The following is a 24,560-nucleotide window of genomic DNA, read 5'->3' as shown; positions in this document are numbered from 1 at the left end:
CAGGGGGATACGGCAGAACGTGCGTCACCATCATGAGATGATGCTTCGCCCGCTGACCAGTCGCTTGTTTGAGAAAACCAGGTTTCATATCAATGCCTGAATTAGGAGATGTGCTTGGCGCGAGACTCCCCCGCGCGCGCAATCGTTTCCAGATCGCCCGTCAAGCCAGTTCGCGATACACGTCGCGCAACTCAGCCGTGGTCCTCGCCCACGTGAAATCCGCTGAATTGAAGCTTCCTGCGCCGGGCTCGCTCACCGCGAGCGCCTCGCCCAGCGCGGCGGCAAGCACAGCGTCGTCTCCCGGCGGCACGTAGCGCGCATGGCCGCCGAAGTATTCCTCACATGAACCCTCGCTCGTGATCAACAGGGGCGCGCGTTGCGCTGCTGCTTCCAGCGCCGCGAGTCCCGGCGTTTCTAGCGTGCTTGGCAAGCAGAACAGATCGCAGCTGGCATATGCCGAAAGCAGCAAATCGTCATGCGGCATCGGGCCGAGATACATGACCTGATCGCCGCCCTCTCGCAGGACGGCCTGCGAATATTCGGGATCGCGCTGCTGCCCGATCAGGACAAGCTTGACGTCCGGGTGTGCCTTCATCGCGCGAACCAGACTAAGTTGATTCTTTCTCGGCTCGATATTGCCGACGTTCAGCACGAAGCGCTGTTGCAGGCCATGCTGCTCGCGAAATGCCGTGGGATGGCCGGGCTTCAGAAAGAACTCGTCGATACCGTTGTAGACTGTCGAGAACTTCTCACGCGGCAAATCCAGCACGCGCGCCAGCGTGTCGCTTTCGATATTCGAATTCGTTACCACGCGGTCCGCGAGATCGAGCTGATAGCGGATTTCGTCGATAGGATAGAGATGCCGCGTCGCTTCAGTGATCCACAGACTCGCGGACACCACGAGCGGCAGCCCCAGTCGTTTGACGAAATGGCAAAAATGCGCCGAGCCGCTGATGCACGAAAAGAAGTGCACGACATCGTACTCGAGAAAGCGAGGTTCCCACTGGTCGAATAGCGTGACCTCCACATTGTGCAGAGGCAAGTGCTTGCGGTAAGCAAGCAATTGGACTTCCCCGCCTCCAGGCGTGTGGAAAGCCATCGGGTAAGTTGAGAACAGCACCTTCATAAAGCAGGCCTCGGTGATTGAATGTACTCCAGCATCTTTGCCGTGCGCGCATCCCAAGTGTTTTCGCCAACGTAACAGTTGGCCTCGTCAGCGCTCAGGCGGCCACGCGAGAGCTGGCGCTCGATGGCCGCAGCGAACTCTTGCGCGGACCCCCCAATCTCCAGCCCTTGCGTCACGTCGGCAGTAAAGGCGAGCGGTGTCGAGACAACCGGCAAGCCGGCTGCCAGGTACTCGTAGTATTTCATTGGAAACATCGAACGCGTGTAGTCATTCAGCAGAGTGGGCAGCATCCCGACCTGCATGCCGCGCAGATACGACGGCAATTGTTCATAGCTGCGATAGCCCAGCATATGCACGTTGGGCAACTTCGCGAGCTCCGCCACGAGCGGGCTTTGCTGACCCTCACGCTCCTGCCCTATCAGGACGAGATGCCAGTCCGGCCGCATCTTCGCAACATTCATCAACAGCGACAAATCGACCTTGAAATCGGAAAGCACACCGTGATAGACGATGCGCGGCTCCGGAATTCGCGCCAGTTCGGGCGGTAAGTCGCCCTGCTGCAACGCCTCGCCGAAGTGCGCGGCATCCACTACGTTCGAGAAGTAATGCGTATTCGCATTCAGGCGGCCACAGCGCTCCTTGAGCGACTGCGCGGTCGTGAAAACCGCATTCGCCTCCCCAAGCAAACGTTCTTCGGCCGTGTTGAACGCGGCGACGTCCACACCCGGGATCTCTCTCAGATCGTCCACGCAATGGTAGACGAGCGGACCGCGCTCGAACGTGGCGATCGCATCCAGCAGAAACGGATGATAGGTCCAGACCACAGGCTTCCTGAAGCCGAGCGCTTGCGCGCTGCGCCTCACGGTCCAGCGCAGCAGCGACCGGTTGAATTCCCGTACGAACGGCCAGTGGTGGCGCGCCGGAAACGTCAGCGGCGAAAGCACGCAGATGTTCTGCGCGCGCGCGGGTGCGCCGAACAGCACGGACTGGACGCCGCGCCGCAGTCGGCGCCACAGCCGCTTCCAGTCGCGCCGGCTTGCCACGCGCGGCGAGCGAATCCCGACGCTCTCGACATACAGCACGCGCCAACCGCGCCTCGCCAGTTCGACCGCCGTATGCTGCTTGTTAGTCCAATAAGGTTCGTCCCAGTCGGCGGTCGAAAAGAGAATGCAATCGCCCGTGCTGTCCGGCATGCGGGTATCAACCATCGAAGTTCTCCAGCGGCGCGCCCAGCAATTCGCCGGCAATGCGCGCGGCCGCCCGGCCGTCTCCATACGGATTTGGGCGCGCGCGCAGGCTTGCGAGACGCCCCGGCTCGTCAAGCCATTCGCGTACCGCGGACTCGATCCCTTGTGCAGTCTGTCCGGCAAGCGTCGAGAACCCGGCGTCGACGCCTTCGCGCCGCTCGGTATGGTTACGCATTACGACAGTTGGCACTCCGAATGATGGTGCCTCTTCCTGAATGCCGCCCGAATCGGTAACGACCAGTGTGCTTCGGCTGATTAGATAGAGGCTGCTTGCATAGTCGACCGGCTCGATGAGCCGCAGATTCGAGACATCCTGCAGTTCGCCCATTACGGGCTCGCGGACAGCCGGATTCAAATGAACCGGGAAAATCCATTCGTAGTCGCGATATGCCGTACACAGACGTCGCAGCGCCGCGCAGATCTCGACCATCACGCCACCAAAATTCTCGCGGCGGTGGCAGGTCACGAGAATCCGGCGCACATCACCGTCAAAGCGGCGCGCGACTGGCAGATCGGCGTGCATCCAGCTGTTGCGCATGTGTTCGATGGCGTCGACGACGGTGTTACCCGTTACGACGATCGACTCGGCCGGCAAGTGTTCGCTTAGCAGGTGCTGCCGTGCCGCAGAGGTCGGCGCAAAACTGCGCGTAGCAATTCGCCCGATCATGCTGCGGTTGGCCTCTTCCGGAAACGGGCTTGCCAGATTGCCGGTGCGCAGGCCCGCCTCGACGTGTGCGACGGGAATGCCGCGGTGAAATGCGCTCAGCGCGGCACAGAACGCGGTCGTCGTGTCGCCTTGCACGACCACCCAGTCCGGGCGCTCGCTAGCGAAGCACGCATCGAGACCGTTGATCAGACGCGCCGACAATTCGTTAAGGGACTGCCCCGCGCGCATGCAATCCAGATCAAGGTCGGGTATCAGATCGAACGAGTTCAGTGCCTGCGCGAGCATCTCCCGATGCTGGCCGGTGCTGATCACGCGCACGTCCGTGCGGCCGCGCAGTTGTGCGACAACCGGGGCGAGCTTGATGACCTCAGGACGCGTCCCGAACACGATAGCCACACTCATCGAAGGATTGCTCCCGACGTGAGCGGCATGGCCTGGCCCTTGAACTGCACGGTGACCTGCATTGCACCGTTTGTTTGCGCGCGCGGCACAACGCAACGGAAGCCTCCGTCATCGTCTAGGATGCGCGCTTGAGCGCGTAGCGCGAGAAAATCGAGCGCCTGCTCCTCGTTCAGGAACAGCGGCTTCGCTGCCTTGCGGCGAATGTGCGCGATCAGCTCGCGGTGGGCATCGATACGCGTTTGCTCGTCGGGCCAGCCGTAGGCGTAGCGCGGCGAGAACGGATGATCGAGATAGCCGAACAGGGTGTCCGTCTCGTACGCGCGATCGAATGCTTCCTTGAAGATCGCGAGCGGGTCGCCGTCGGCTAGCAGGCAGTCGCCATGCAACATGCACTGCTGCGTATGGCCGACGAAGCCTTCTGCCATGCCGGCCAGCGCGCCGCCGCGCGCAAGTACGAACTCCGGATCATTGCGGATGATTCCGCCGACACAACCTGCGTAGCCCGCATCCGCGAGCCCCTGCAGGGCATATGGCGGCGACTGATGGAACGGCGAAACGGCGTAGCGCACCGGCGCACCCGTCACTTCGCGGAGCAAAGCAGCCGATTGCAGGCCCTCCTGCTGCGCGGCCTCATAGCTCCCGCCCCAGTTGGGTGCGTGCGTCGCGGTATGGGAAAGCACGGCGCCGCCGGCTTCCAGCAGTTCGACCAGGATCGCATGATTGCGCGAGTCGGCGAGAGTCGTCGTGTGCACGGCGAGCGTGAACGGTACGTTTTGCGCCTGATACGTTTCCCAGAGCGCACGCGCAGATTCGACGTCCTCGTCACAGTCGAGCCGCGAAGTGATCGCGGCATCAAAGCCCCAAGGCACCTCGGTAAGCACCGGGTGACACGGCAGATCGCTGGCGCGGTGGTCGCTAAGAAAACGCTCGACTGCGCGCCATTCGAAGGAGTCCAGCGGACCCACCGCGCGATTGAACCACAGCACGCTGCCCTGCTCGATGTCAGTCAGCGCGGCGTACGAGGCCACGCGCTGGCCATCGATTTCGACACGCGCGACTTCCGCCGCGCCAGTGTCGAGCGCGTGTGCGAGACCCCAAAGCGGCTCGGCCGCGCGAATCGCACCGTAACCGAGGTTGTTCCACTCATCGGTAAAGTCGAAGCGTTCGAACGGACGTTGCCAACCCGTGGCCCCCAGCAGCACGGCGCGCTCGCCGTATACGACGGTGGCCGCACTCGCGCGCGAGGCGCGCGCCGGCGTGGACTCACTACGGCTCGCAGCGGCGAGCGTGTCAGGCCAAGCGTCCGGCTGCCAGCGCAAATGTTCGACGAGATGCGCCGGCACGTGACCGAAAATGACCAGCTTGCGCGGCGCCGCGCGCAGCCACATCACAACCTCGGTGCCCCAGCTATCGGGCAGATCCACGACAACGAGGGTATCGACGCTCGCCAGATGGGCGCGCGAAATCTCGCGAACCTGATGACGCGTGACGCTGCGGCCAAGTGCCGCCGTCACCAGTTCGCCCTGTTGGCGAGCACCAAACGGGAAAAGTACTCCGATCATCCAGTCACCACATGCCTGAATTTCGCGCGCTGGCCAACCCGCACCAGCCCATCGTGGCCGACGAATTCGACCTTGAAAGCTTCGCCCCAGAATACGCGAAGCTTGCCGAGCGTATCATCCTGGTTCGCCCAGGGCTCAGATACGATCCGCAGCGTCGGGGGCTCGGTGCGCAAATCGATCTGGAATTCCTGGATGCCGCCCACGCGGTGGTCAAGCATGTCCTGAATGTGGTGCGTCGGATGCGCCACGCCATTGATAGGCACAACGTCGTGAATACGGCCAACCACATTGGTCAGGAAAAAACCGTTGTCTCGCTCGACCACCTCGGCAAGATCGCCCGTCGCGTAGCGGATAAGCGGCATCAGGTGGTTGCGGAAGCCGGTGAACACGAGTTCGCGCGCGCCGTCCGAATGCTCCGGCTGCGCGCGGTTTTCCGGCCAGCCTTCGGATTCGAAGATCTGGAAGCCCGCTTCATGACCGTCTACCTCATATGCCATGACACCAAGCTCCGCGAGCCCGTAACGGTCGATGACGCGGCATTGCAGCGCGCGGCCAATCACTTCGCGCATGTGCGGCTCGAGCAGCTCGCCACTCGACTCGAACACCTCGAACGTCTTGCTCGGTCCGTACTTGCGCTCGATGTAGCAAGCGAGTGCGTAGATCGTCGATGGGTGCGCGTGCACCAGGTACGGCTTGCGAAGCTGCAGCGTACGCCAGACCTCTTCGAGGCCGACGTCGTCGATGCGGTCGAAGAAGATGTTGCTGCGGTTATTGGCGAAGCACTTGAAATCCTCGCGCGACGGCCATTGTGGAACGACGGCGTCGGGGAACCGGCAGGCGAAGTGCAACTCCGAACGCCAGGCACGCCTGCCCGCGCGAAGCCGTGCATAACGCGTAACCGCCGACGAGTAGTCGGCGGCTTCCTGATCGTAGAAGATCGTGCACGACAGCCCGGTCGACCCGCCCGTCTTGCACGCGTGATGACGCAGTTCCGCGAGCGGACGCGAATAGAGACGCTCGCCTTGCTCGCGAATGATGTCCTTGGTCAGGTACGGCAATGCTTCGAGGCGAGCCGGATCGTCAAGCACGCTGGCAGGATCGAACTGCTTTTCGCGAAACAGGTCGCGATAGTAAGGCACCTTGGCGCCCGCGAGCTGGAGAATCTCGCTGAGCCGGCGCAAGGCGATCTGCCGGCGCTGGGCCATGGGTAGCGCGTAGTGCCGCTCCAGTTCGTGGACCTTGGGCGTGACGCTGCGCTGCTCGCGCCGTTCCGCAATCGGATAACCGATATACCCGCCAACCACACCTTTAAGTGTGCGAAATGGCTGGTAGGACATCGCGCGTGTCCCGCAGCGAAGCAAGGGATGATCAGCTCGCATAACGAATCCGTAATGATGTTGACTGCAAAGGACGTCAAGGCGATTTCGCTCCGCGCGCCCTTTGCGCTCCGGCCCGCCTCTGACGAGCGCAGTGCGGTGCGGTTATATTTCGTCGTTCGCGTCGGCCGGCTCAGCTTCCACCGGCGCATCAGACACGATGCGGCCATGCTGCATTTCGATGCGGCGGGTGCACACGCGTGAAATCAGCTTTGGGTCATGCGTCGCCACGATGAGAATCGACGCATTGCCCACGAGCACATCGAGACGTTTGCGCGCCTTCGCGCTGAAGTCTGCATCGCCCACGCTCAGCCATTCGTCCATGATCAGGATATCGGCCTCGACGCTGGTCGAGATGGCGAAAGCCAGCCGCAACATCATCCCGCTCGAGTACGTACGCACCGGCAGGTTCAGATACTCCCCAAGTTCGCTGAAATCGGCGATCTCGTCGACCTTGCTGCGAATGGTGGCCGGCTTGAGCCCGTCGAGAATGCCACGCAGATAGATGTTCTCGAAGCCCGTCGCGTCAGGGTCGAGCCCCATCGACACGTCAAGCAACGAGGCCACCTTGCCTCGCATTTCGAGGCTCCCGCTGACGGGCGCATAGACGCCCGACAGCGTGCGCAGCAAGGTGGTCTTGCCGGAACCGTTATGGCCGACCAGTCCGACGCGCTCGCCGTCGTGGATGCTGAAACTCAGCGTATCGAGCGCTGTCACAACCGCGTGGCGGCCCGCATCCTGACCAATGCGGCCACCCGTGGTGAGATTGAGCACGGCCTTCTTCAGCGACCGGTGCGAGTTTTCGTAGATGGGAAATGCAACTGAGATTTCCCGTGCGACAATGGATGAACTCACGATTTCAAAGCCAGTAAGGAACCCGGTCGCGGTACTTGCGCATGAGGTACTGCGCGAAAGCGAAACCGACCACAAGCAGGCCGACTGACCATGCCCAGGACTCCCAGTAAATCGGGCGTCCCGTAAGCGGCGCACGGATCGTTTCGATCAGGTGATAAAGGGGGTTGTATTCGGCGACCCAGGCACGATTCTTCAGGATCTCCGGTGACCACATCACCGGCGTAAAGAAGAACACGACCTGAACCAGATTCGTCACGATCGGTGGAATATCGCGAAAGCGCGCGCACAACACGCCAAGCGCGACGCCCAGCCAAACGCCATGCAAAAACAGCAGCGCAAGACCAATCGGCACCAGCAGCATTTCCACCGTCGGCCATTTGCCGAAGCTCACCATCAGGACGATGATGACCGGCAGGCTGTGCAGGAGAATGACGAAGTTGCGCCATGCGATGCGGCACACATGGACGGTTAGCGGAATCCGTATCTGCTTGATCAGATAAGCCGAGCCAATGAAGGACATGCACCCTTCGTTCGCCATCGATCCGAGGTACTGCCACACCACCAGCCCCACGGCGAGATACGGCAGATAGTTGGAAATTTCCTGATGCAGCAGCGTCGAATACAGCGCGCCCAGCACGATGACCATGATCGCCGTGCTCAGCGTGAACCAGAATGGACCGATGATCGAGCGGCGGTAACGCTGCCTGATGTCATGCCACCCGAGCGTGCCCCAGATCCGCGTCGCCTTGAGGCCAACAAGCAGATCGTCGACCGGCGTATGAGCGGCGACATCGTCACCCGTGCGATTCGTCGAGACGAGTTCAACCATTTTCAGGCGCGCCCGTAGATATCCTGAAAGCGAACGATATCGTCTTCGCCCAGGTACTCGCCACTCTGTACTTCGATCATCACGAGATCGATCACGCCAGGATTTTCAAGGCGATGCTTATGCCCGGCAGGGATATACGTCGACTCGTTTGTCGAGATGAAGAGCTCCTGATCGCCGTTGACCACCTTCGCCATGCCGCTCACGACTATCCAGTGCTCACTGCGGTGGTGGTGCATCTGCAGGCTCAAGCTCGCGCCGGGACGCACTTCGATACGCTTGATCTTGAAGCGCGTGCCCTCTTCCAGAACAGTGTATGTGCCCCAAGGGCGATGCACCGTGCGGTGCACCTTGTATGCCTCGTGACCGCGCGCCTTTAGCGTTGCATAGACGTGCTTGACGTCTTGCGTGCGATGGCGGTTCGCCACCAGCAGTGCGTCGGGCGTGTCGATGACAATCAGGTCTTCGACACCGACCGCGCCGATCAGACGGTCCTGACTCATGAAATAGCAGTTCTGGACGTCATGCAGGAGCGCTTCGCCCTCCACGCGGTTGCCCTCCGCATCAGCTTTGGCCAATTCGCTGACGGCCGCCCACGAACCCACGTCGCTCCAGCCAATCGTGCAAGGCACGACCGCCGCCTGCGCACAGCGCTCCATGATCGCGTAGTCAAGCGAATCCTCGCGCACCTTCGAGAAACCGGACGCCGTCAGCTCGACCTGAGTCCAGCCGTTGGCCTGCGCTACGCGCGACTCCGCGAGGCACGCTTCAGTTGCTTCGAGAATGTCTTTCGCGTGCTGTTTGAACTCGCGCAAAATCGCCGCTGCAGTGAAGCAGAACATGCCGGAATTCCACAGGAAGCGCTGCGATTCCACGTATTCGCGCGCCTTCTCGAGCGAAGGCTTTTCGACGAATCGCAGCACCTTGTCACCCTCGGCCTCGATGTAGCCGTAGCCGGTTTCAGGGGCTTCCGGGCGAATGCCGAACGTCACCACCTTGCCGGTAGCAGCCAGTTCCTGCGCGCGCTTCACGGCGGCCGCAAAGGCGCTCTGGTCGGCAATCAAATGGTCCGCCGCCAGCACGAGTATGGTCGCGTCAGGACCATGCGTTGCCGCAACGCGCAGCGCGGCCGCCGCAACGGCGGCCGCCGTGTTGCGGCCGAACGGCTCGAGAATGAACGACGTGGCTCGGTTGCCATGATTCACTTCACGGAAATCGTCTTCCGTCTTGAAAAACAGTTCGCGATTCGTGACAGTCAGCACCTCTTCCACGCCGGGCAAATCCACGGCGCGAAGGAAAGCCTTCTGCAGCAGGCTCTGGCCATCGGCCAGACGCATGAAAGGCTTCGGATGCAGTTCGCGGGAGACGGGCCACAAACGCGAACCCGCGCCGCCGCACAAGATTACAGGTATCAATTTCACAAGACCCTCTTCATTCATTCAAATCTCTTCATCCAAGCCGCTGCGTCACCCACCGTGCAATCCGTCGGGGCACACAGGGCGCCTCGACTAGTGACCGAGCGCCAGTTCACTTTCGAACACTTCGGCCTCTGAAAGACGTTTGCCCGCCGCATCCTTTGCTGCAACCTGCGGCTGACCGTCGACGGGCCACTCGATCGCGAGATCGGGATCACTCCACAACAAGCTGCGCTCGTGCTCTGGGTACCAGTAATCTGTGGTCTTGTAGAGAAATTCCGCATGCTCGGACACCACAACGAAGCCGTGCGCAAAGCCTTCCGGAACCCAGAGTTGCCGCTTGTTTTCCGCGGACAGCGTGACACCGACCCACTTGCCAAACGTAGGCGATTGCTTGCGGATGTCCACAGCGACGTCGAAGACTTCGCCGGCGATCACGCGCACGAGCTTGCCCTGCGGATGCTGGACCTGATAATGCAGCCCGCGCAGCACGCCGCGCGCGGAGCGTGAGTGGTTATCCTGGACGAATTCCCTCTTCAATCCAGTGGCTACTTCAAAGGTCTTCGCATTGAAGCTCTCGAAGAAAAAACCACGATCGTCGCCGAACACCTTCGGCTCGAGGATCATCACATCGGAAAGCGCAGTACGTGTAAGCGTCAGATTCATCGATTTTCTACTTGATCGTTTCGGCCAGGATACGCTTCAGGTATCGCCCGTAGCCGCTCTTGAGCAGCGGCTGCGCGAGGCGGTCGACCTGCTCCGCGCTGATCCACTTGGCCCGATAGGCGATTTCCTCAGGACACGCAACCATCAAGCCTTGACGCTTCTGCAAGGTCGCGATGAAGCTCGACGCTTCGAGCAACGAGTCGTGCGTGCCAGTATCGAGCCAAGCGTAGCCGCGACCCATGATTTCCACATCCAGTTGCCCAAGTTCGAGGTATCGCTGGTTGACGTCCGTAATCTCGAGTTCGCCACGCACCGAGGGTTTGATGTCCGCAGCGATATCGCAGACCTGGTGGTCGTAGAAGTACAGGCCAGTCACCGCATAGCTCGACCGCGGCTTGAGCGGCTTCTCCTGCAACGACTGCGCACGCATGGCATCGTCGAACTCTACGACGCCGTAACGCTCCGGGTCCTGCACATGGTATGCGAAGACTGTCGCACCCTCAGTGCATGCGTTGGCGCGCTGTAACTGACGCACGAGATCGTGGCCGTGAAAAATGTTGTCGCCGAGAATGAGCGCCGAGGGATCTCCGCCAACGAAGTCGCGTCCGATCACGAACGCCTGCGCGAGCCCATCGGGCGAAGGCTGCACGGCATACTGAAGATTGATGCCCCAGTTGCTACCGTCGCCGAGCATCTCCGAGAAGCGCGAAGTGTCTTCCGTCGTCGAAATGATCAGGATGTCGCGAATACCCGCGAGCATCAGCGTCGACAGCGGATAGTAGATCATCGGCTTGTCGTACACCGGCAGCAGTTGCTTTGAAACGGAACGGGTGATCGGATAGAGCCGAGTACCTGACCCGCCCGCTAGGATGATGCCTTTTCTCATATATTTCACGCCAGTATCGACTCAAGCAGGTGACGCACGCCATCTCGCCAATCGGGCAGATGCACGTCGAACGTTGCGCGTAATTTCCGGGTATCGAGCCTAGAGTTGGCGGGCCGCGGCGCAGGCGCCGGATACTCGCTCGAGGCAATTGCCTGCACGTCATCAGGCTGCACCCTGAGTTCGACACCCAGCGCTTCGGCGCAGCGCAAGACTTCTGCTGCGTAGTCGCGCCAGTTCGTCTCGCCAGCGGCCGCCAAGTGATAGATCCCCGTGACAACAGGTGTCGAGCGATGACGGCGCACGATGTGCGCCGTGACGTCTGCGATCAACGCGGCGGTCGTCGGCACGCCGAACTGGTCGGCAACCACACGCAGGGCATCACGTTCGCGCGCGAGCCTAAGCATTGTCTTAGCAAAATTTGCGCCGTGGACGCCGGCCACCCAGCAAGTTCGCAGCACCAGCACATTAGCACCGGCAGCCATTACCGCGCGTTCACCGGCGAGCTTGCTCTTGCCGTACACGGAACGAGGGTTGGTCTCGTCGGTCTCGACGTACGGCGACGCCTTCGTGCCGTCAAACACGTAATCCGTGGAGTAATGCACAAGCATGGCGCCCAGCGCCTTCGCTTCCTCCGCGAGAATGCCCGGGGCGATGCCGTTGATCGCGAAAGCCGTCGCCTCGTCGGATTCGGCCTTGTCTACGGCCGTATACGCGGCGGCATTGATGATCACATCCGGGCGCGCGTCGCGCACGACTCGCCGCAGCCCATCAGGGTCGGCGAGATCGCACTGCGTACGATCGCAGACAATGACCCGGCCGAGCGGCGCAAGGCTTCGGCGCAGCTCGAATCCAACCTGCCCACTCTTGCCAGTTACCAGAATGGTTGGCGGTGCATCATGCGGCATAGTGCTTTGCCACCCAATTCTGGTATTCGCCCGACTGCACACCGGCCACCCACGCGTGATTGTCCAGATACCAGAGTACCGTCTTGCGCAAGCCCGTTTCAAACGTCTCGGCGGGCTTCCAGCCGAGCTCGCGCTCAAGCTTGCGCGCGTCGATCGCGTAGCGGCGATCGTGGCCGGCACGGTCCGCCACATAGGTGATCTGGTCGCGATACGACCCCGCAGCCTTCGGCCGCATCTCGTCGAGCAAATCGCACAGCGTGTGCACGACCTCGAGATTCTTCTTCTCGTTCCAGCCGCCCACGTTGTAGGTCTCGCCGGACTGGCCGCGCGCGAGCACTTCGCGGATCGCGCTGCAGTGGTCGCCCACGTAGAGCCAGTCGCGCACGTTCTGGCCGTCGCCGTACACAGGCAGCGGCTTGCCGGCGAGCGCGTTGGCAATCATCAGCGGAATGAGCTTTTCGGGGAACTGGTACGGACCGTAGTTGTTCGAGCAGTTCGTGGTCAGCACCGGCAGCCCGTATGTGTGGTGATATGCGCGCACGAGATGGTCCGACCCGGCCTTGGTGGCCGAGTACGGGCTGTTCGGGGCATACGGGGTGGTTTCGGAGAATTGCGGGTCGGTTGTCGACAGCGAGCCGAACACTTCGTCCGTGGACACGTGCAGGAAGCGGAAGGCGGCCTTCTCTGCCCCGGGCAGGGCGTTCCAGTACTGGCGCGTGGCTTCGAGCAGCGTGAAGGTGCCCACCACATTGGTCTGGACAAAGTCGGCCGGGCCATGAATCGAGCGGTCGACGTGGCTTTCCGCGGCGAAATGCAGGACTGCGCGCGGCTTGTGTTCGGCGAACAGCGCGTCGAGCGCGGCGCGATCGCAGATGTCCACGCGCGCGAACACGTGCTTCGGATTGCCCTGCAGCGACTGCAACGTCCCAAGATTACCTGCGTAGGTCAGCTTGTCTACGTTCAGAACGGCTTCGTCGGATTGACGGAACCAGTCAAGCACAAAGTTGGCGCCGATAAAGCCGGCACCGCCCGTTACCAGGATCATGGAACTCCCTTTTTTGACGCGAGATTGGAGGCTGGTCTGGCGCATACCCCCGTGGCCAGACGCTCGAAAGAATGCTGTGAAGTGGACTTCAGGCGGGCTAACGCCTGAATTTATCCACACGGCATACTTTGACTCTGATTTTGTAACAGCAATTATACGGGCAGCTTGAGCGAAAGCCATACCCCTAACATCTTGAAACAGCTTGACAATTTCTCACTCTTTCGCTCCGGCACGTAAATATTCAACTGCCCGGCTGCGTCAATTTGCATCCGAACAAACCAGACAATTCAGCCGCGCTCATACTGCAATCGTTTTCCTGTGATACCGTCGCTTTTTTGCCCAGACACTCCGTCACGCTCACCCGCAGCTGATCCGCACCTGTTTTCGTTTCGATGACCAAGCACGCGCCGTTTCCGCCGCCTCTCGCCTTCGGCGATCTTCAAGGCTGTCTTACCCCATTTCGCGAACTGCTTGCCAAGGCCGGCCCTTCCGCCGACACCCCGCTCTGGTTCGCGGGAGATCTCATCAATCGCGGTCCCGATTCTCTCGAGACGTTGCGCGAGGTGATCGCACTCGGCGACCGTGCCGTCGCGGTGCTCGGCAATCACGATCTGCACCTGCTTTCCGTGTCGGCGGGCATCCGCAAGTCGAAGAAGGGCGACACTATCGACGACATCCTCAGCGCTCCCGATGCTGATGATCTCCTGCACTGGGTGCGTCATCGTCCGATCGCGCATTACGACCAGGGCATGCTGATGGTGCACGCTGGCGTGCTGCCGCAGTGGGATGTCGAGCTCACGCTGGAACTCGCGCGCGACCTCGAAAAGGCGCTGCGCGGCGATAACTGGAAAGAAGCGCTAGCCGGCCTCTACGGCAACGAGCCCAACCGCTGGTCGAAGAATCTGAAGGGAATCGAGCGGTTGCGCATCACCTGCAGCGCGCTCACGCGCATGCGCTTTTGCAACGCCGATGGCGCGATGGACTTCTCCACGAGCGGCGGGCTCGATTCCGCGCCGCCGGGTTTCATGCCGTGGTTCGACGTGCCGGGGCGCAAGACCGATAACGCCACCGTGGTGTTCGGCCATTGGGCAGCGCTCGGCCTCACGCTGCGCGAAAACCTGATCGGCCTCGACTCGGGCTGCGTATGGGGCGCGCGGCTTTCGGCGGTCAGCCTGCAAGCCGATCCCGACCAGCGTGTGCTCACCCAAGTGCCCTGCTCGAACTGCCGCGCGGTCTCAGCCTGAACAAGCGCAGCGCGGGACGACAACCTCACACCCGCTGCGCAACCCCTGCCCCATCCACCCGCGCCGGTGCGCGCATCGCGTCGAGTGCCTCACCCACCGCCTCTTGCGCCCTCGCCGCGAGCTTACGGCGATCATCACCCGGCTCGATCGCCTCGCCCACATACACATGCGCCGTGACCGGCCCGGCCTTGAGCAGCGCGTCGAGCGACTCTTTGAGCGAGACATCGTCGATATACGCGGGCGCCGCCGTTTGCCGCCCCTGCGCGTCCTCGTAGAGGATGCAAATGGGCTGCACAGGCTTGCCCGCCGACACCGGGGCCTGGAACATGTTCGCGTGAAACGGCTTGATCGCGAGACCGTCGGTCGTCGTGCCCTCGGGAAACACGCACATCAACTCGCCGCGCTCGAGGCGAGCCGCCAGCTCGTGCATGATGCGGCGCGCGTCGCTGCGCTTCTCGCGCTCGATGAACACGGTGTCCAGGTTCTGCGCGAACCAGCCGATCAGCGGCCAATGGCGGATCTCGGCTTTCGAGACGAACGGCGTCGGCCGCCACGCGTTGATCACGTAGATGTCGATCCACGAAATATGGTTGCTCACGACGAGCGCGCCCGCGTCGAGCCGCGCCGCGTCGTTATGCACGACGAGCTTCATGCCGCACAGTTCGAGCATCTTGAGCGACCAGGCGCGGTTCATGGCGTGGCGCGCCTCGGGCGTCGCGCGCGGAAAGCGCACGCCGACAGTCCAGGCGCCGCGCAGCAGGTGCCCGAGCAGCCGGGCTTTGCGTATAAAGAGGCTCATGGCGATACGAATGTCGATGGCGGTCGCGGGTGCGCTCGATGAGCCTCAGTGATGCCCGGCGTCGCGCTCGAAGCCGATGCGCCCCGCCACCAGCGTCGCGCGCACCACGGCAGGCAACTCATAGCCGAGGAACGGCGTGTTGTGCCCCTGGCTCTTGAGCGCGCGCGGCTCGACGCGCCAGTGCGCGTTCGCGTCGAACACGCAAAGGTCGGCGGGCGCGCCCACGGTAAGTCGCCCTGCTTCTCGCTGCATCACTCCAGCAGGTGCCGAGGTGATCGACGAGAGCGCCTTCGCAAGCGGCACCCCGGCTTCCTGCGCCCACTTCACAGTAAGCGAAAGCAGCAGTTCGAGCCCGCTCGCGCCCGGCGTGGCTTCGGCGAACGGCAGCAGTTTCTCGTCGTCGTCCACGGGCGTGTGCTGCGAGCAGATCGCGTCGATCGTGCCATCGGCGAGGCCCGCGCGAATCGCCTCGCGGTCGCGTTGCTGGCGCAGCGGCGGATCGAGCCGGAACTGCGCATCGAAATAGCCGATGTCCATGTCGATCAGATGCACGTGGTTGGCCGTGACGTCGCAGGTCACGGGCAGGCCTTCGGCCTTCGCCGCACGCATGAGCGCGACGCCCGCCGCCGACGAAAGGTGCTGTACGTGCACGCGTGCGCCGGTCACGCGCATCAGCTCGAAGAGCGTGAACAGCGCGATGGTCTCCGCACTCACCGGCACGCCCGATAGCCCGAGCCGCGAGGCCAGCGCGCCGCTCGCGGCCACGCCGCCCTTCGCGAGATACGCGTCCTGCGCGCGCAGCCACACGGCGTAGCCGTAGGTGCTCGCATACTGGAGCGCGCGCAGCAGGACCTGCGTGTCGACGATCGGTTTATCGGCCTGCGTGAAGCCGATGCAGCCAGCCTCGGTCAGCGAAACCATCTCGGTGATCACGTCGCCCTTCAGGCCGACCGTGAGCGCGCCGAGCGGATACACATGCGCGCGTTCGAGCTTGCCCGCGCGGTACTTGAGCATCTCGACGAGGCCCGCTTCGTCGAGCACCGGATCGGTGTCGGGCGGGCACACGAGGCTCGTCACGCCGCCCGCGAGCGCCGCGTTCATTTCCGAGTCGAGCGTGGCCTTGTGCTCGTAGCCCGGCTCGCGCAGCCGCGCGCTCAGGTCGACGAGACCCGGCGCGACCATGAGGCCCTTCGCGTCGAGCGTTCGGTCCGCGTAAAAGCCGGCGGGCGCGGCGCCGAGCGCGGCAATCTTGCCGTCCGCGATGTACACGTCCTGCTGCGTTTCAGTGCCTGCCGACGCATTGACCGGATCGATCAGCGTGCCACCTTGAATGTGAATCTTCATGCGCTGCCCTTGTTGTTCTCGCCCGTTCATTCGTTGTTACCGGCGACGATACCCATCACCGCCATGCGCACCGCAATGCCGAAGCTCACCTGATCGAGGATCACCGATTGCGGGCCGTCCGCGACCTGCGAGTCGATTTCCACACCGCGATTCATCGGCCCCGGATGCATCACGATCGCATCGGGCGCGGCTAACGCGAGGCGCTCGGGCGTCAAGCCCCAGCTCTTGAAGTACTCCTGCGCCGATGGCAGCAGCGCCCCGCTCATGCGCTCGTTCTGCAGGCGCAGCATGATGATGACGTCGACGTCCTTCAAGCCCTCGTCGAGGTTGTGGAACACGCGCACGCCCATCTGCTCGAGCCCGCCCGGCAGCAGCGTGCGCGGACCGATCGCGCGCACTTCGGGCACGCCGAGCGTGGTGAGCGCGTGGATGTCCGAGCGCGCGACGCGCGAATGCAGGATGTCGCCGACGATCGCCACGCGCAGGTTCGTGAAGTCGCGCTTGTAATGGCGGATCGTGTACATGTCGAGCAGGCCCTGCGTCGGGTGCGCGTGGCGGCCGTCGCCGGCGTTGATCACGTGCACGTGCGGCGCGCAATGCTCGGCGATCAGGTACGGCGCGCCACTCGACGCGTGGCGCACGACGAACATGTCGGCGTGCATCGCCGAGAGATTGCCGATGGTGTCGAGCAGCGACTCGCCTTTGCTCGTCGACGATGCGTTGATGTTCAGATTGAGCACGTCCGCCGAGAGGCGCTTGGCCGCGATCTCGAAGGTCGTTCGCGTGCGCGTGGAATTCTCGAAGAACAGGTTGAACACCGACTTGCCGCGCAGCAGCGGCACCTTCTTCACGTCGCGGTCGGTAACGCTCACGAACTGCGTGGCGGTGTCGAGAATGTGCGTGAGGATCGCGCGCGAAAGGCCTTCGATCGACAGCAAGTGCTTGAGCTCGCCATTCTTCGTGAGCTGCGGATTGCCCTTGAGGAAGCCGTAGTGAAAGCGCTTGTCGTCCGGTGCGGACGATGCCGGCGTGGGCTGTGTGTTCATCGCGAAATTCCTGCGCGGGTGTCTGACTGGATGGGCCGGGTCTTGTCGGATCCGGCCTGTTGTATCGGGTTCGGTGATGTCGCCCAAGCTTGGCTTCGCTCAGGCAAGGTGGTTCAGTGCGGGTCGCGAGCCTCGATGCGCAGCGCGAAGCGGCCGCCGTCGGCGCGCTCGAGCACGAGCGTGGAGTCCGGGTCCATCTGCTGCGGCTCGCCGCCGGTGAAGCGCGCCGCCACGGGCAACTCGCGCCCGCCGCGGTCGACCAGCACGGCCAGCTCGACCGAGGCGGGCCGGCCATAGTCGTAGAGTTCGTTGAGCGCCGCGCGCACGGTGCGCCCGGTGTGCAGCACGTCGTCGACGAGCAGGATGCGGCGGCCTTCCACTTCGAACGGCAGCGCGGTCGGGCTCGCCTGGCTGTGCAGGCCCTTCTTCGCGTAGTCGTCGCGATGCAGCGCGACGTTCACCACGCCCCACTGCGTAGCGCCGAGGTCGCGCGCGAGGCGCTCGGCCAGCCACGCGCCGCCGCTGTGGATGCCGGCGATCGCCACGCCGTCGGGCGCACCGAACGCGCCTTCTGGGTAAGCCGCGCGAATCTGCTCGAGAACGGCGCGGTATAGCGCCTCGGCGTCAGGTGTGTTCATCAGGTGAATTGGGGCGGGGGTTTGTCGACAATCTCGTCGAGATACTGCTGGAGGATCACACAGGCCGCTTCGGCGTCCACGTGCTCCGCACGCTCGCCGCGCTCGCGCAGGCGCGCTTCGGCATCGACGGAAGAATAGCGCTCGTCCACCCAGACCACGGGCAGATTGAAGCGGCCGTTCAGTTGATTGCCGAAGCGTTTCGCCAGCTTCGTCATGACGTGCGGCGTGCCGTCGGGATGACACGGCAGGCCCACCACGAGCAGATCGGGCTGCCATTCGCGCAGCAGCGCGCCGATGGTTTCGAAGCGATAGTCAATGCTGCGGTTCTGGATCACGGTGAGCGCGCGGGCGCTGCGCGTGAGCGCATTGCCGAGCGCCACGCCGATACGCTTCTCGCCGTAGTCGAACGCCAGCAAGGTCGCCTCGGCGGCGCCTCGCCCCGCGGCCACGCTCATGCGTGGCCCGCCTCGCCCGAAAGCATCGTCGACGAAATGCCGAGCAGCGCGAGCGCTGCTTCGAAGCGCTCTTCGGCGGGCACGTCGAAAACAATCTTCGGATCGGCTTCGACCGTGAGCCAGCCGTTCTTCGAGATTTCGTCTTCGAGCTGGCCCGCGCCCCAGCCGGCATGGCCGAGCGTGAGCAGGAACTGCTCGGGGCCGGTGCCGCTGGCGACGGCTTCGAGCACGTCCTTCGAGGTGGTCATCTCGAGGCCGCCGGGCACCGACATCGACGAGGTGTAGTTCGTGCCGGTCTTGGGCGCGTGCAGGACGAAGCCGCGCTCGGTCTGCACCGGACCGCCGAAATAGACGGGCACGTGCAGCAGCGGTTCGATTTCGAGCTTGAGGTCGATGCGCGAGAACAGCGCTTCCAGATCGATATCGGTAGGACGATTGATCACGAGGCCGAGCGCGCCGCGCTCGGAATGATCGCAAAGGTAGACCACCGTTCCTGAAAACGTGGGGTCCGCCATGTTGGGCATGGCGATCAGGAACTGGTTGGTCAGATTGATGCGATCGTTACTCTTGGACATGGTTTGAATTCTAGCAAAGACGATACGGAACGGCGGCCGGCTTCAACGCCTTCCGCGCGCTCCGCAGCAAGGAGAATGATCACTCTAACATGCGCAGACGACACGGCTGCATGGTCGCCGGAGCATGCGTGACGCACCTGTGCGCCAACGCACGCGAGGAAATACGCTGCGCCTCAACGCGGCGCGAGTTGCGCCGCTGCGCCCACTCCGCCAGCACCACCGGTTGCTCCACCTGTTGTGCCGGCGGCAATCGCCGCGCCAAGCGCACGCACGGCCGCGCTCGCATCGGGTTGCGCAACGCCCGCCGCCACCTTGTGCAGCATGGCGCGCAGCGCTTCGTTGGCATGCTCGATCGCCTGCGCGCCCGGCGCTTCCACGGCTATGTGGCCTGATGCCGCTTGCGCCGCCTGCGCCCCGCCAGCCGCCGCGTGCGCGGTGCGCCGCCAGGCCAGGCCGAGCGCGTCGGAAAGCAGGCCCACGTGGCCAAGCCCGAGTGCCCACGCCGCCGCCCCGATGCGATATGCCGCATCCGCCGCAACGAGCGCCGCCGCGCAATCCGCAGGCGCGCCAGCAGGCCGCAGCGAAAGTGACCGAGACGCGGTGCCAAGCTCCAGCATCGCCGCATCGGCGGTCTGCAAAAAATCTTCGTACGCGTTGCCGTTCACCACGAGCGCGCCCAGCTCGCGCGTGGGCGCCACGCGCGCCGCCAGCACATCGGCCTGCGCGCTGCCCGCCTCCCACAGCGCCTCGGAGGCCTGGGTGCCCGCGACATGCCAATCCACGGTCAGGCCGTAGTCGAGCAGCAGATCGACGTCGGCGGTATCTTCCGCGGCGGCCCCGAAGAGCGCGTAATCGCGCCACAGCACCGCGAGCGCCACGCACACGAACGACTGCGGCGCGACGCGCAAGCCACGCGCGTGCTCGGCAATCAGCAAATTGCAACGGGCGTAAAACGAGCGCATCGGGCCATCGCCCCAAGTCGTCACGCCGTTGCGCAGCACCCGGGCGCAAGCGGAGGCAAGACGCCAGAAGTCGTAGACATCGGCGCTCGCGAGCTCCGCGATGCAGGCGTCCATCTCACCGAACGCGGCTTGCGCGAACTGCTCCGCCGCACGGCTGCCGTTGGCAATGCGCGCCTTCAACGCGGGCAGCAACGCCGCCTCGTAGCGCGCCCGAATCTGCGCGAGCCGCTGCGCGGGTTGCGCAGCCAGCGTGGCTACCGCGATGGGCCGCCCCGACAGGGCGACATCCTCGTAAGCGGGCACGATGCCGGCCCCATGCGAGGCAAGCGCCTCGAACAGCACGCGCTGGTGCGCATAGAGCACCGGCGAGCACGCCAGTTCACGCAGATTGTGACGCTCGAGCGCGCCGACCAGATCGATCAGCGCATTGCGAAACGCCTCGCGAATGTGGCCCTCATCTGCGCCATCGTGATCATGTGGGGGCCGAGGCGGCATGCCAGGCGGCGGTGGCGCGGGCACCGATGCCGCCAGCGCAAGCGGCGAGGCCAGCAGCAGCGTGTCCGCAAAACGCGCCGCCGCGAACCAGCCGGCGTCGCGCAACGCGCGCGCCGCCTGGCGCAGCGGCCGCGCGACATCGCGCTGCTCGTCGAGCGCGGCAAGCGCCTGGGCGAGCGCCGCATGCGCGAACGGCACATGCCCGCCACGCGGGTTGGGCAACGCTTCGAAACGGGCAACCGACGTCGTATGAAGGCTCATGAGACAGCGCCTGGAACAGTTGCGATGCGGTTGCGATAGCGGCGAGCCGGCTGGCCGGCTACCGCCTCGCGCGAATACCGGCGGGATCAGGCAAAAAAGCGCGGACGCCAAACACGGACGCCGGCAAAACGTTCGATAACGGTACTAAAAAAAAACGACTGATGACGATCAGGCCAAAGCCTCGCGCGAGACGCCTCAGATCTGGACCATCTCGAAGTCTTCCTTGCGTGCGCCGCACTCAGGACAGGTCCAGTTGATGGGAACATCCTCCCAGCGCGTGCCGGGCGCGATGCCTTCGTCTGGCAAACCGGCTTCTTCATCGTAGATCCAGCCGCAGATCAGGCACATCCAGCTTCTATATTCCATTCTTATGCCGCGTCGAAAAGTCCAAAAAACCGTCTGCGGACAAGCGCCGCGGACGATCGGGAAAACTGTCGGAAAAACAAGAGCCATGATGGTACCGTGTTGCCGATTCCATGCCTAGCAACTGTGACGGCACCCGAGTCCTGCACCTGGCGAGCTGTCAAGACGAGAAAATCCCTCGCGGGCGGCAGGTCATCCGTCCCCCGCAACTGCCGTCAGGCCGCATAATCGAACCATCGGCGCGAGATGGCGGCGCCAGCACTCGCAGCAACCGCGAGCCAACCCAACACTTCCCGTCAACGTACATGCCCGGCGACACCCCTCCCATCGTCCTTACCTTCGGCCTTTCCGATCCGACCGGCGGCGGCGGCCTGCAAGCCGACCTGCTCACGCTCGCCAGCATGGGCTGCCACGGCGTGAGCGTGCTCACCGGCTACACCGTGCGCGACTCGGCCGGCTGCGACGAAGTCACCGGTCTCGACCCCGAAACCGTCGCGGCCCAGGCACGCATGCTGTTGGAAGACATGCCCGTGTCGGCGTTCAAGGTGGGCGCGGGCACGCGCGCCGAAGTGGTGAGCGCGATCGCCGAAGTGGTCGCCGACTACGACGAAGTGCCGCTCGTTGTCGCACCCGACTTCACGCTCGACGACGAGCATGTGCTCGCCGCCGACGAGCTGCGCGAAGTCGTCACCGATCTGCTGGTGCCGCAAACCACCGTGCTGGTTGCCGACGTCTCGGTGCTGCTCGCGCTCGCGCAACCCGACGGCGACGCCGATACGCCCAGCATCGACACCGCGATCTCGCACCTGCTCGCCACGGGCTGCGAATACATTCTCTCGATGGAAACGGGCTCGCACCGCGTGGTGAACACGCTCTATAGCGAAGAGGGCCAGTTGCGCCAGGACTTCTGGGACCGCTCGAACCAGCCGATGATGGGGCTGGCCGATACGCTCGGCTCAGCGATCGCCGCGCTGCTCGCGAACGGCCAGGAGCCGCCCGAAGCGGTGCGCGAGGCGCAGGAGTATCTCTATCAAGCCGTGCAGAATGCGTTCAGGCCGGGCATGGGCGCGTGGATGCCGGACCGGTTTTTTTGGGCGCGGAGCAATGATGAGGAGGAAGACGAAGCATCGCCCGGCGGCCCTGTCAATCTGCCGCCATCAGACTAAGCACGGCAGGCCCACTCCAAATGCCGGTATGCGGTGCTGAGCACACGCTGCGAGGCATGCACAACGGCAACCTAGCTCTGCTGAGCATCGATCTCGCGTTGGCGCGCGTCGATAGCAGCAAGAAATGCCGCCGTCAGCAACGCCACCAGAACCGTCACCATGATGGGGACGAGCACGTCGATCGTCAGACCGAAAATGATCGTGCTGAACGACACCGCCAGCCCCGACCACGCGGCCGTACGTATGAACGCGTCGGTCGAGCGCCTGCGACGCCAGAAGTAAGCCGTTGAACCGACGTAAAAAATAAACAGACAGACGACCCCGACCGACCCCGATTCCGCCAGCGTCGAGAAAAAGTCGCTATGCGCGCGCTCGTTGGGAGCCCATGCGGGCATCAGGCCCTGCTTCCCGAGTTGCACCATGGAACTTTCGAGCCGCCCTTTGCCTACTCCATAAATGGGATGCTGCCTATACAGCAGTGTGGACGCCCGCCACAATTCAAAGCGAATACCGGTCGACGTATTGGGATCACCACGGGAAAACTGTCTCACGTCGGTTGTGAAATCATGAACCCGCTGCTCGATACGCGAAGTGGAAAGCAGTGCCGCAGTGCTGAGCACGACAATCGCGGTGCTGATCGCAAGACGTTTCAGATTGGCGAACCAGCCGTGCTGGAAGCCCAGCATCACCAGGAACACCGGAATGGCGACCCATCCACCGCGCGTCCCTGACGAATAGGACGAGAAACCTCCAGCAACAAGCGCCGCGAGCTTCAGGCACATGGCCAGCTTTCGATGCTTGACGTCCCAACCGATCGTAAATACCGAAAGAAATGCGAGCAGCAATGCCGTATCGCCGTATGGAATGGCATTGGTGTAGGCGTTGTTCAGGCGATCGGCATCGGTCCAACCGCCCGCAGGACGAATAGCCAGTGCGAGCGCGCCCAGAATCAGGGCGCCAACGGCACAGCCCCAGCCCAATGCGCGGAAATAACGGGCCGGCATCTGCCGTAGCATCAGGAAGATCGGAATGGCCAGCGCAAACCGCGAGTAGGCATCGAACTGGCGTGGCATCCATAACCCGTACACAAGCTGCTGCACGACGACGGCGAGCAGCAGGCTACACATCCCGGCTACATACCAGGGATAGTCGCGAAGCCCCGAAAAGTAACCCGGCACGTGACGGTTACGTAGCCCCATGTACAGCGCCATGGCGAGCAACGCAAAAAAACAGTAACCCGTCCCGCCTTGCCAGACGAGGTTCACCGCCGGAGCGAGAAAAAGCAGCACAGCCGCCGACCAGGCAGCCACAGGAGAGAAGCGCATGTTTATCGGAATCAGCGAAACAGGGCCGTCGAATTCGAATTCCGGAGTGTGTGAAACCCCGACATCACACGTCGAACAGAAAGCAGTTGCTTCCACAACCGCTCCTTGAGCTTGCCCGACGGCACTACGTTGAGCGGCAGGACAATTTCGCCGGGCCCCCAGCCAGGACGCCAGGACCGAGCAAGACCACGGCGCATGAACAACGTGAGCGTCGGCACGCCGATCGATGATGCAAGGTGGCCGAGACCCGAATCATTGCCGATAAACCAGCCCGATTCCGCAATCCATCTCGCAACGGCGCCCAATTCGAGCGCGTTCACTTCGTGCCCATTCGCCGCGATACCCCGCCACGCATCGAACTCATTGGGCGCAACGAGAAAGCTCGGTTGCAGGCCGAGGCGCTCGAGCGAGCAAGCCAGCGCGAGAAACTTCTCGCGGCTCCACATTTTTTCGGGGTGGCTGCCTGTCGGGTGAATCACGACGCGATTCGCGGCGCCGCCGCGGACCACATCCGGCGGCAGGGTCAATCCATTCGAACGCGTAACGTCTTGCAGCTCGAAAGTGTGGCAGGCAATGTCGACAATGCGGTCTACCATGTGGTGCTTTGGCCCGTGGTAGGCGGGCAGGTCTGCCAGACACAGCGTCTTGCCCGAGCGCGCAAGCGTCGGCCCCTTTGCGGTTGCACGCAACTCGATCACCGTCTCGAACGCGCCAGCGTGATCGGTGAAGTGGCCCACGCGTACCCAGGGAAACCAGTCGGCGAGTTGCTCCGCCACCCAGCCGAACACGACCGGCTGGTAGCCGTTCCGAACCAGATTGTTCACGAGGACCATGCCAATGAGGCTGTCACCGATCGGCGGTGGCAGTACGACCGCGACGCTGCTATTCGTCTGAATTTTCATTGGTAAT

Annotated in this window: 24 protein-coding genes; 2 read left to right on the top strand and 22 right to left on the bottom strand. The window is 63.2% G+C overall.

Annotation, left to right across the window (positions count from 1 at the left end):
* Positions 1 to 160: 160 nt before the first annotated feature.
* The 12 genes from HV773_RS01075 to rfbB all read right to left on the bottom strand — a co-directional run bounded on the left by HV773_RS01075 (position 161) and on the right by rfbB (position 12,978).
* Positions 161 to 1,126, bottom strand: a complete 966-nt coding sequence (locus HV773_RS01075) for a glycosyltransferase (RefSeq protein WP_175194094.1) — start codon at positions 1,124 to 1,126, stop codon at positions 161 to 163.
* Positions 1,123 to 2,334 carry a glycosyltransferase gene (locus HV773_RS01070; RefSeq protein ID WP_175194092.1) on the bottom strand — a complete coding sequence of 404 codons (1,212 nt, stop codon included), beginning with the start codon at positions 2,332 to 2,334 and terminating at the stop codon, positions 1,123 to 1,125. The genes HV773_RS01075 and HV773_RS01070 overlap by 4 nt, the downstream gene beginning before the upstream one ends.
* The gene (gene wecB / locus HV773_RS01065) at positions 2,327 to 3,442 is read right to left on the bottom strand and encodes a non-hydrolyzing UDP-N-acetylglucosamine 2-epimerase (RefSeq protein WP_175194090.1); all 1,116 of its coding nucleotides are present in this window, start codon (positions 3,440 to 3,442) and stop codon (positions 2,327 to 2,329) included. Before wecB ends, HV773_RS01070 begins: the two co-directional genes overlap by 8 nt.
* Entirely contained in the window at positions 3,439 to 5,004 is a 1,566-nt protein-coding gene (locus HV773_RS01060) for a polysaccharide deacetylase family protein (RefSeq protein ID WP_175194088.1), read from the bottom strand. The genes wecB and HV773_RS01060 overlap by 4 nt, the downstream gene beginning before the upstream one ends.
* On the bottom strand, positions 5,001 to 6,383 hold the full coding sequence (locus HV773_RS01055) for a phenylacetate--CoA ligase family protein (RefSeq protein WP_175194086.1): 1,383 nt from the start codon (positions 6,381 to 6,383) through the stop codon (positions 5,001 to 5,003). The genes HV773_RS01060 and HV773_RS01055 overlap by 4 nt, the downstream gene beginning before the upstream one ends.
* Before the next feature lie 102 nt (positions 6,384 to 6,485).
* Positions 6,486 to 7,238 carry an ABC transporter ATP-binding protein gene (locus HV773_RS01050; RefSeq protein WP_175194154.1) on the bottom strand — a complete coding sequence of 251 codons (753 nt, stop codon included), beginning with the start codon at positions 7,236 to 7,238 and terminating at the stop codon, positions 6,486 to 6,488.
* Between the two features lies 1 nt (position 7,239).
* Positions 7,240 to 8,064, bottom strand: a complete 825-nt coding sequence (locus HV773_RS01045) for an ABC transporter permease (protein WP_175194084.1) — start codon at positions 8,062 to 8,064, stop codon at positions 7,240 to 7,242.
* A gap of 2 nt (positions 8,065 to 8,066) precedes the next feature.
* The gene (locus tag HV773_RS01040) at positions 8,067 to 9,482 is read right to left on the bottom strand and encodes a mannose-1-phosphate guanylyltransferase/mannose-6-phosphate isomerase (RefSeq protein ID WP_175194082.1); all 1,416 of its coding nucleotides are present in this window, start codon (positions 9,480 to 9,482) and stop codon (positions 8,067 to 8,069) included.
* Positions 9,483 to 9,569: 87 nt separating this feature from the next.
* The gene (rfbC, locus tag HV773_RS01035; protein WP_175194080.1) at positions 9,570 to 10,142 is read right to left on the bottom strand and encodes a dTDP-4-dehydrorhamnose 3,5-epimerase; all 573 of its coding nucleotides are present in this window, start codon (positions 10,140 to 10,142) and stop codon (positions 9,570 to 9,572) included.
* 7 nt (positions 10,143 to 10,149) lie between these two features.
* Positions 10,150 to 11,028, bottom strand: a complete 879-nt coding sequence (rfbA, locus tag HV773_RS01030; protein ID WP_175194077.1) for a glucose-1-phosphate thymidylyltransferase RfbA — start codon at positions 11,026 to 11,028, stop codon at positions 10,150 to 10,152.
* 5 nt (positions 11,029 to 11,033) lie between these two features.
* Complete coding sequence (rfbD, locus tag HV773_RS01025) at positions 11,034 to 11,933, bottom strand: dTDP-4-dehydrorhamnose reductase (protein ID WP_175194075.1); 900 nt, start codon at positions 11,931 to 11,933, stop codon at positions 11,034 to 11,036.
* Entirely contained in the window at positions 11,923 to 12,978 is a 1,056-nt protein-coding gene (rfbB, locus tag HV773_RS01020) for a dTDP-glucose 4,6-dehydratase (RefSeq protein WP_175194073.1), read from the bottom strand. The genes rfbD and rfbB overlap by 11 nt, the downstream gene beginning before the upstream one ends.
* 392 nt (positions 12,979 to 13,370) lie before the next feature.
* On the opposite strand from rfbB, the gene HV773_RS01015 reads away from it, so the two are divergent.
* Positions 13,371 to 14,222 (top strand): symmetrical bis(5'-nucleosyl)-tetraphosphatase, encoded by an 852-nt coding sequence (locus HV773_RS01015; RefSeq protein ID WP_129561359.1) that lies wholly within the window; start codon positions 13,371 to 13,373, stop codon positions 14,220 to 14,222.
* 25 nt (positions 14,223 to 14,247) lie between these two features.
* Here HV773_RS01015 and HV773_RS01010 read toward each other — a convergent pair whose 3' ends face one another.
* The 8 genes from HV773_RS01010 to HV773_RS00975 all read right to left on the bottom strand — a co-directional run bounded on the left by HV773_RS01010 (position 14,248) and on the right by HV773_RS00975 (position 21,163).
* On the bottom strand, positions 14,248 to 15,021 hold the full coding sequence (locus HV773_RS01010) for a lysophospholipid acyltransferase family protein (protein WP_175194071.1): 774 nt from the start codon (positions 15,019 to 15,021) through the stop codon (positions 14,248 to 14,250).
* 45 nt (positions 15,022 to 15,066) lie between these two features.
* Positions 15,067 to 16,365 (bottom strand): dihydroorotase, encoded by a 1,299-nt coding sequence (locus tag HV773_RS01005; RefSeq protein WP_175194069.1) that lies wholly within the window; start codon positions 16,363 to 16,365, stop codon positions 15,067 to 15,069.
* A 26-nt stretch (positions 16,366 to 16,391) separates the two neighbouring features.
* On the bottom strand, positions 16,392 to 17,411 hold the full coding sequence (locus HV773_RS01000) for an aspartate carbamoyltransferase catalytic subunit (RefSeq protein ID WP_129561356.1): 1,020 nt from the start codon (positions 17,409 to 17,411) through the stop codon (positions 16,392 to 16,394).
* A 113-nt stretch (positions 17,412 to 17,524) separates the two neighbouring features.
* A complete protein-coding gene (gene pyrR / locus HV773_RS00995) occupies positions 17,525 to 18,049 on the bottom strand; it encodes a bifunctional pyr operon transcriptional regulator/uracil phosphoribosyltransferase PyrR (protein ID WP_175194067.1) in 525 nt (174 codons plus the stop codon).
* Complete coding sequence (gene ruvX / locus HV773_RS00990) at positions 18,049 to 18,504, bottom strand: Holliday junction resolvase RuvX (RefSeq protein ID WP_129561354.1); 456 nt, start codon at positions 18,502 to 18,504, stop codon at positions 18,049 to 18,051. The genes pyrR and ruvX overlap by 1 nt, the downstream gene beginning before the upstream one ends.
* Positions 18,501 to 19,079 carry a YqgE/AlgH family protein gene (locus tag HV773_RS00985; RefSeq protein WP_035526577.1) on the bottom strand — a complete coding sequence of 193 codons (579 nt, stop codon included), beginning with the start codon at positions 19,077 to 19,079 and terminating at the stop codon, positions 18,501 to 18,503. Before HV773_RS00985 ends, ruvX begins: the two co-directional genes overlap by 4 nt.
* A 173-nt stretch (positions 19,080 to 19,252) precedes the next feature.
* Entirely contained in the window at positions 19,253 to 20,797 is a 1,545-nt protein-coding gene (locus HV773_RS00980) for a hypothetical protein (RefSeq protein WP_246282166.1), read from the bottom strand.
* Positions 20,798 to 20,992: 195 nt separating this feature from the next.
* On the bottom strand, positions 20,993 to 21,163 hold the full coding sequence (locus HV773_RS00975; RefSeq protein ID WP_008342674.1) for a rubredoxin: 171 nt from the start codon (positions 21,161 to 21,163) through the stop codon (positions 20,993 to 20,995).
* A 302-nt stretch (positions 21,164 to 21,465) separates the two neighbouring features.
* Between HV773_RS00975 and thiD the strand changes: the two genes are divergently transcribed.
* The gene (gene thiD / locus HV773_RS00970; protein ID WP_175194065.1) at positions 21,466 to 22,326 is read left to right on the top strand and encodes a bifunctional hydroxymethylpyrimidine kinase/phosphomethylpyrimidine kinase; all 861 of its coding nucleotides are present in this window, start codon (positions 21,466 to 21,468) and stop codon (positions 22,324 to 22,326) included.
* Between the two features lie 71 nt (positions 22,327 to 22,397).
* Here the strand turns inward: thiD and HV773_RS00965 are convergent, their stop codons facing one another.
* Both HV773_RS00965 and HV773_RS00960 read right to left on the bottom strand, forming a co-directional pair.
* Positions 22,398 to 23,747 carry an O-antigen ligase family protein gene (locus HV773_RS00965; protein ID WP_246282160.1) on the bottom strand — a complete coding sequence of 450 codons (1,350 nt, stop codon included), beginning with the start codon at positions 23,745 to 23,747 and terminating at the stop codon, positions 22,398 to 22,400.
* Positions 23,663 to 24,553, bottom strand: coding sequence for a glycosyltransferase family 9 protein (locus HV773_RS00960; RefSeq protein WP_175194063.1), 891 nt, complete (start codon positions 24,551 to 24,553; stop codon positions 23,663 to 23,665). Before HV773_RS00960 ends, HV773_RS00965 begins: the two co-directional genes overlap by 85 nt.
* Between the last annotated feature and the right edge of the window lie 7 nt (positions 24,554 to 24,560).

Origin of the sequence: Paraburkholderia caffeinitolerans (genome assembly GCF_902859945.1) — a bacterium.
In the GTDB taxonomy this organism is placed as follows: domain Bacteria; phylum Pseudomonadota; class Gammaproteobacteria; order Burkholderiales; family Burkholderiaceae; genus Paraburkholderia; species Paraburkholderia caffeinitolerans.
The sequence above is the reverse complement of the archived record's forward strand: the minus strand, read 5'-3'. Positions and strand labels throughout refer to the sequence as shown.

Bases quoted from the DNA above. Each gene is read 5' to 3' on its own strand.
- pyrR (WP_175194067.1), bottom strand. From the start codon at position 18,049: ATGAACACACCTGACGCCGAGGCGCTATACCGCGCCGTTCTCGAGCAG.
- rfbA (WP_175194077.1), bottom strand. From the start codon at position 11,028: ATGAGAAAAGGCATCATCCTAGCGGGCGGGTCAGGTACTCGGCTCTAT.
- HV773_RS01045 (WP_175194084.1), bottom strand. From the start codon at position 8,064: ATGGTTGAACTCGTCTCGACGAATCGCACGGGTGACGATGTCGCCGCT.
- HV773_RS01075 (WP_175194094.1), bottom strand. From the start codon at position 1,126: ATGAAGGTGCTGTTCTCAACTTACCCGATGGCTTTCCACACGCCTGGA.
- HV773_RS01070 (WP_175194092.1), bottom strand. From the start codon at position 2,334: ATGGTTGATACCCGCATGCCGGACAGCACGGGCGATTGCATTCTCTTT.
- HV773_RS01055 (WP_175194086.1), bottom strand. From the start codon at position 6,383: ATGCGAGCTGATCATCCCTTGCTTCGCTGCGGGACACGCGCGATGTCC.
- HV773_RS00960 (WP_175194063.1), bottom strand. From the start codon at position 24,553: ATGAAAATTCAGACGAATAGCAGCGTCGCGGTCGTACTGCCACCGCCG.
- HV773_RS01060 (WP_175194088.1), bottom strand. From the start codon at position 5,004: ATGATCGGAGTACTTTTCCCGTTTGGTGCTCGCCAACAGGGCGAACTG.
- rfbD (WP_175194075.1), bottom strand. From the start codon at position 11,933: ATGCCGCATGATGCACCGCCAACCATTCTGGTAACTGGCAAGAGTGGG.
- HV773_RS00980 (WP_246282166.1), bottom strand. From the start codon at position 20,797: ATGAGCCTTCATACGACGTCGGTTGCCCGTTTCGAAGCGTTGCCCAAC.
- rfbB (WP_175194073.1), bottom strand. From the start codon at position 12,978: ATGATCCTGGTAACGGGCGGTGCCGGCTTTATCGGCGCCAACTTTGTG.
- HV773_RS01015 (WP_129561359.1), top strand. From the start codon at position 13,371: ATGACCAAGCACGCGCCGTTTCCGCCGCCTCTCGCCTTCGGCGATCTT.
- HV773_RS00975 (WP_008342674.1), bottom strand. From the start codon at position 21,163: ATGGAATATAGAAGCTGGATGTGCCTGATCTGCGGCTGGATCTACGAT.
- HV773_RS00985 (WP_035526577.1), bottom strand. From the start codon at position 19,079: ATGTCCAAGAGTAACGATCGCATCAATCTGACCAACCAGTTCCTGATC.
- HV773_RS01000 (WP_129561356.1), bottom strand. From the start codon at position 17,411: ATGAACACACAGCCCACGCCGGCATCGTCCGCACCGGACGACAAGCGC.
- rfbC (WP_175194080.1), bottom strand. From the start codon at position 10,142: ATGAATCTGACGCTTACACGTACTGCGCTTTCCGATGTGATGATCCTC.
- HV773_RS01010 (WP_175194071.1), bottom strand. From the start codon at position 15,021: ATGAGCCTCTTTATACGCAAAGCCCGGCTGCTCGGGCACCTGCTGCGC.
- HV773_RS01005 (WP_175194069.1), bottom strand. From the start codon at position 16,365: ATGAAGATTCACATTCAAGGTGGCACGCTGATCGATCCGGTCAATGCG.
- wecB (WP_175194090.1), bottom strand. From the start codon at position 3,442: ATGAGTGTGGCTATCGTGTTCGGGACGCGTCCTGAGGTCATCAAGCTC.
- thiD (WP_175194065.1), top strand. From the start codon at position 21,466: ATGCCCGGCGACACCCCTCCCATCGTCCTTACCTTCGGCCTTTCCGAT.
- ruvX (WP_129561354.1), bottom strand. From the start codon at position 18,504: ATGAGCGTGGCCGCGGGGCGAGGCGCCGCCGAGGCGACCTTGCTGGCG.